This window comes from Saccharomonospora iraqiensis subsp. iraqiensis (assembly GCF_000430445.1).
Classification (GTDB): Bacteria; Actinomycetota; Actinomycetes; order Mycobacteriales; family Pseudonocardiaceae; genus Saccharomonospora; species Saccharomonospora iraqiensis.
The window spans coordinates 6,182-10,145 of record NZ_KE387132.1; the positions used below are offsets into that span (position 1 = coordinate 6,182).

The following is a 3,964-nucleotide window of genomic DNA, read 5'->3' on the forward strand; positions in this document are numbered from 1 at the left end:
GCCGCCTCCACCGGGACCGGACCGGCCGGGGGAGTCGATCCGGGGACCGCGGGTGGCGGCGGTGCGGGCCGGGAGCGTGCCTCCGGAACGACGGAGGCCACGCCCAGAACGGCCCTGCTGGTGTCGTCCGGGGAGCTGACCGCCGGGGACACCGATCCCCCCGAGGAGGCCACGGACGCGACCGACGTGCTCGTGGTCACCGAGTCGGAGGCGGAGGTGCTGGTGGTCGACGAGTACCCGCGCTACCACCTCGCCGAGTGCGGATGGCTCGGACAGCGCGCCACCATCCCGTTGCCCGCCAGGGAGGCGCGGGAGCTCGGCTTCACCCCCTGTGCGCGCTGTGGGCCGGACGCGGCCCTCGCCGCGGCCCACCGCCGCCGGTCCGGCCGCAGGTGAGGTGGTCCGTCCCGGGGTGCGATCCGGGTGGGTGCCCGGCGCCCGCCCGGGCACACCGGCTAACCTGAGGGGCACAGGCGTCGATCCGGCCATCACCGGGGAGCCTCCGGAAGAACGGGTGTACGACCGCCCCGACCGCCTCCGGGCGGGGGCGGGCGCACCTCAGTAGAACCGGACGGGTCCGGCCCGTCACCGCCGGTGCAACGAGTGGTCCGTGCCGTGGGGCGCGGGCAAGCGGGGTGGTACCGCGGTACGCGCGCCTGCCGACAGGCGCCGTCTCGTCCCCGTGGGGGCCGGCCGGATGTGCGGCCCGTGCGAGAGACAGCCGAACCGCGAGGAGCTACCCCGACGATGTATCCCCAGGCTTCCGTCGGCGAGCAGGACGCCGACCAGGTCCCCGCGCACCCGTCGTTCCCCGCGATGGAGAAGGACGTCCTGGCGTACTGGGCGGCGGACGGCACGTTCGCCGCGACGGTGGACAACCGGGAGGCCGGTACCCACGGCGCCAACGAGTACGTCTTCTACGACGGTCCCCCGTTCGCCAACGGCCTGCCGCACTACGGGCATCTGCTCACCGGGTACGTCAAGGACATCGTGCCCCGCTACCAGACCATGCGGGGCAGGCGGGTGGAGCGCCGGTTCGGCTGGGACACGCACGGCCTGCCCGCCGAGCTCGAGGCCGAACGGCAGCTCGGCATCACCGACAAGGCCCAGATCGACGAGATGGGCATCGCCGAGTTCAACCGTGCCTGCCGCGAGTCGGTGCTGCGCTACACGGCGGAGTGGCAGGAGTACGTCACCCGCCAGGCGCGCTGGGTGGACTTCGACAACGACTACAAGACCCTGGACGTCTCCTACATGGAGTCGGTGATCTGGGCGTTCAAGCGGCTCTGGGACTCCGGCCTGGTGTACGAGGGGTACCGGGTACTGCCGTACTGCTGGCGCGACGAGACACCGCTGTCCAATCACGAGCTCCGGATGGACGACGACGTCTACCAGAGCAGGCAGGACCCGGCCGTCACGCTCGGCTACCGGGTGGAGGGCAACGACGGCTCCCTCGCCGAACTCGACGGCGCCTATCTGCTGGTCTGGACCACCACGCCGTGGACGGTCCCGTCGAACCTGGCCACCGCGGTCCACCCGGACGTGGACTACGTCGTCGTGCGCGACGACGACGGCAGGCGGTTCGTGCTCGCCGAGGCCCGGGTGCCCGCGTACGCGCGGGAACTCGGTGCGGACCCGGAGATCGTCGCCCGGTACCGGGGGACCGACCTGCTCGGTGCGCGGTACGCGCCGCCGTTCCCGTACTTCGTCGGGCAGGCCAACGCCCACCGTGTGCTCGCCGCCGACTACGTCACCACCGACGACGGCACGGGCATCGTGCACATCGCCCCCGCCTACGGCGAGGAGGACAAGGCGGTCACCGACGCCGCCGGGATCGTCCCGGTCACCCCGGTCGACGCCAAGGGACGGTTCGACGCGCAGGTGCCCGACTACGAGGGCCGCAACGTCTTCGACGCCAACGCCGACATCATCCGCGACCTCAAGCACGGCACGGGTTCGGCGGCGCGGCAGGGTGCGGTGCTGCTGCGGCACGAGACCTACGAGCACGCCTATCCGCACTGCTGGCGCTGCCGGAACCCACTGATCTACCGGGCCGTGTCGTCGTGGTTCGTGGCGGTCACCCGGTTCCGGGACCGCATGGTCGAGCTGAACCAGCAGATCACCTGGTACCCCGAGCACGTCAAGGACGGCCAGTTCGGCCGGTGGCTGGAGAACGCCCGGGACTGGTCGATCTCGCGCAACCGGTACTGGGGCACACCGATCCCGGTGTGGGTCTCGGACGACCCGAATTATCCCCGGGTGGACGTCTACGGCTCGCTCGACGAACTCGAACGGGACTTCGGGCAGCGCCCCACCGATCTGCACCGCCCGCACATCGACGCGCTGACCCGGCCGAACCCGGACGACCCGACCGGTGCGGCGACGATGCGCCGGGTGCCGGACGTGCTGGACGTGTGGTTCGACTCGGGGTCGATGCCGTTCGCGCAGGTCCACTACCCGTTCGACAACGCCGAGTGGTTCGAGCACCACTATCCCGGCGACTTCATCGTCGAGTACATCGGTCAGACCCGCGGCTGGTTCTACACGCTGCACGTGCTCGCCACGGCGCTGTTCGACCGTCCGGCGTTCCGCACGTGCGTCTCGCACGGCATCGTGCTCGGCTCGGACGGGCAGAAGATGTCCAAGTCGCTGCGCAACTACCCGGACGTCACCGAGGTGTTCAACCGGGACGGCTCGGACGCGATGCGCTGGTACCTGATGGCCAGCCCGATCCTGCGGGGCGGCAACCTGATCGTCACCGACAAGGGCATCCGGGACGCGGTCCGGCAGGCGGTGCTGCCGCTGTGGAACTCGTACTACTTCCTCGCGCTGTACGCGGGCGCCGAGGGCATCACCGGGCGGGTCCGCACCGACTCGGAACACGTGCTGGACCGGTACCTGCTCGCGAAGGCGCACGAGCTGGTCACCGACGTCGGCGCGGCGATGGACGGCTACGACATCGCGGGCGCGTGCGCGCGGGTCCGGGAGTTCCTCGAGGTGCTCACCAACTGGTACGTGCGCCGTTCCCGGGACCGGTTCTGGGCGGGCGAGGCGGACGCCGTCGACACCCTGCACACGGTGCTGGAGGTGGTCTGCCGGACCGCGGCCCCGCTGCTGCCGCTGACCACCGAGGCGGTCTGGCGTGGGCTGACCGGGGGCCGGTCGGTGCACCTGTGCGACTGGCCGCTGGTCGACGAACTGCCCGCCGACCCGGCGCTGGTGTCGGCGATGGACCGGGTGCGGCAGGTCTGCTCGTCGGCGCTGTCGCTGCGCAAGGCGAACAAGCTGCGGGTGCGGTTGCCGTTGGCGAAGCTGCTGGTGGCCGCCGAGGACGCCGAACAGCTGCGGCCGCTGGCCGACATCGTCCGGGACGAGGTGAACGTCAAGTCGGTCGAGCTGACCACCGACGTCGCCGCGCACGGCGGGTTCGAGGTCGCGGTCAACGCGCGCGCCGCGGGGCCCCGGCTCGGCAAGGACGTGCAGAAGGTGATCAAGGCGGTCAAGGCGGGTGACTGGACGACCACCCCGGAGGGGGCGGTCGTCGCCGCCGGTGTCGAACTGCAGGAGGGGGAGTACGAGCGGCGGTTGGTCGCCACCGATCCCGGGGCGGCGGCCGAACTGCCCGGCGGTTCGGGACTGGTCACGCTCGACACGGCGGTCACGCCCGAACTGGCCGCCGAGGGTGTGGTGCGCGACCTGGTCCGGGTGGTGCAGCAGGCCCGCCGGGACGCGGGGCTCGACGTGGCCGACCGGATCGGCCTGACGGTGGACGCCCCCGCCGAGGTGACCGACGCGGTCCGGTCCTACGAGGACTTCCTGGCGAACGAGACCCTGGCCATCGGGGTCTCCTACGGCGAGGCCCCCGGCGGGTACCCCGGGACCGTCGGTGACGGGGCGAAGGTGACGGTCGCCCTCACCCGGACCGGCTGAGCGGCGCCCGGCCCGGCCGCGTGGCCGGCGCGGG

At 72.0% G+C, this 3,964-nt stretch carries 1 protein-coding gene and 1 pseudogene; both read left to right on the plus strand.

Translation table 11 applies throughout. The features are described from left to right. A pseudogene (locus ACTIR_RS24510) lies at positions 1–396 on the plus strand (hypothetical protein); the annotation flags it as partial. A gap of 351 nt (positions 397–747) precedes the next feature. Beyond that, positions 748–3,930 carry an isoleucine--tRNA ligase gene (ileS, locus tag ACTIR_RS0119825; RefSeq protein WP_026455577.1) on the plus strand — a complete coding sequence of 1,061 codons (3,183 nt, stop codon included), beginning with the start codon at positions 748–750 and terminating at the stop codon, positions 3,928–3,930. Positions 3,931–3,964 lie beyond the last annotated feature (34 nt).

Bases quoted from the DNA above. Each gene is read 5' to 3' on its own strand.
- ileS (WP_026455577.1), top strand. From the start codon at position 748: ATGTATCCCCAGGCTTCCGTCGGCGAGCAGGACGCCGACCAGGTCCCC.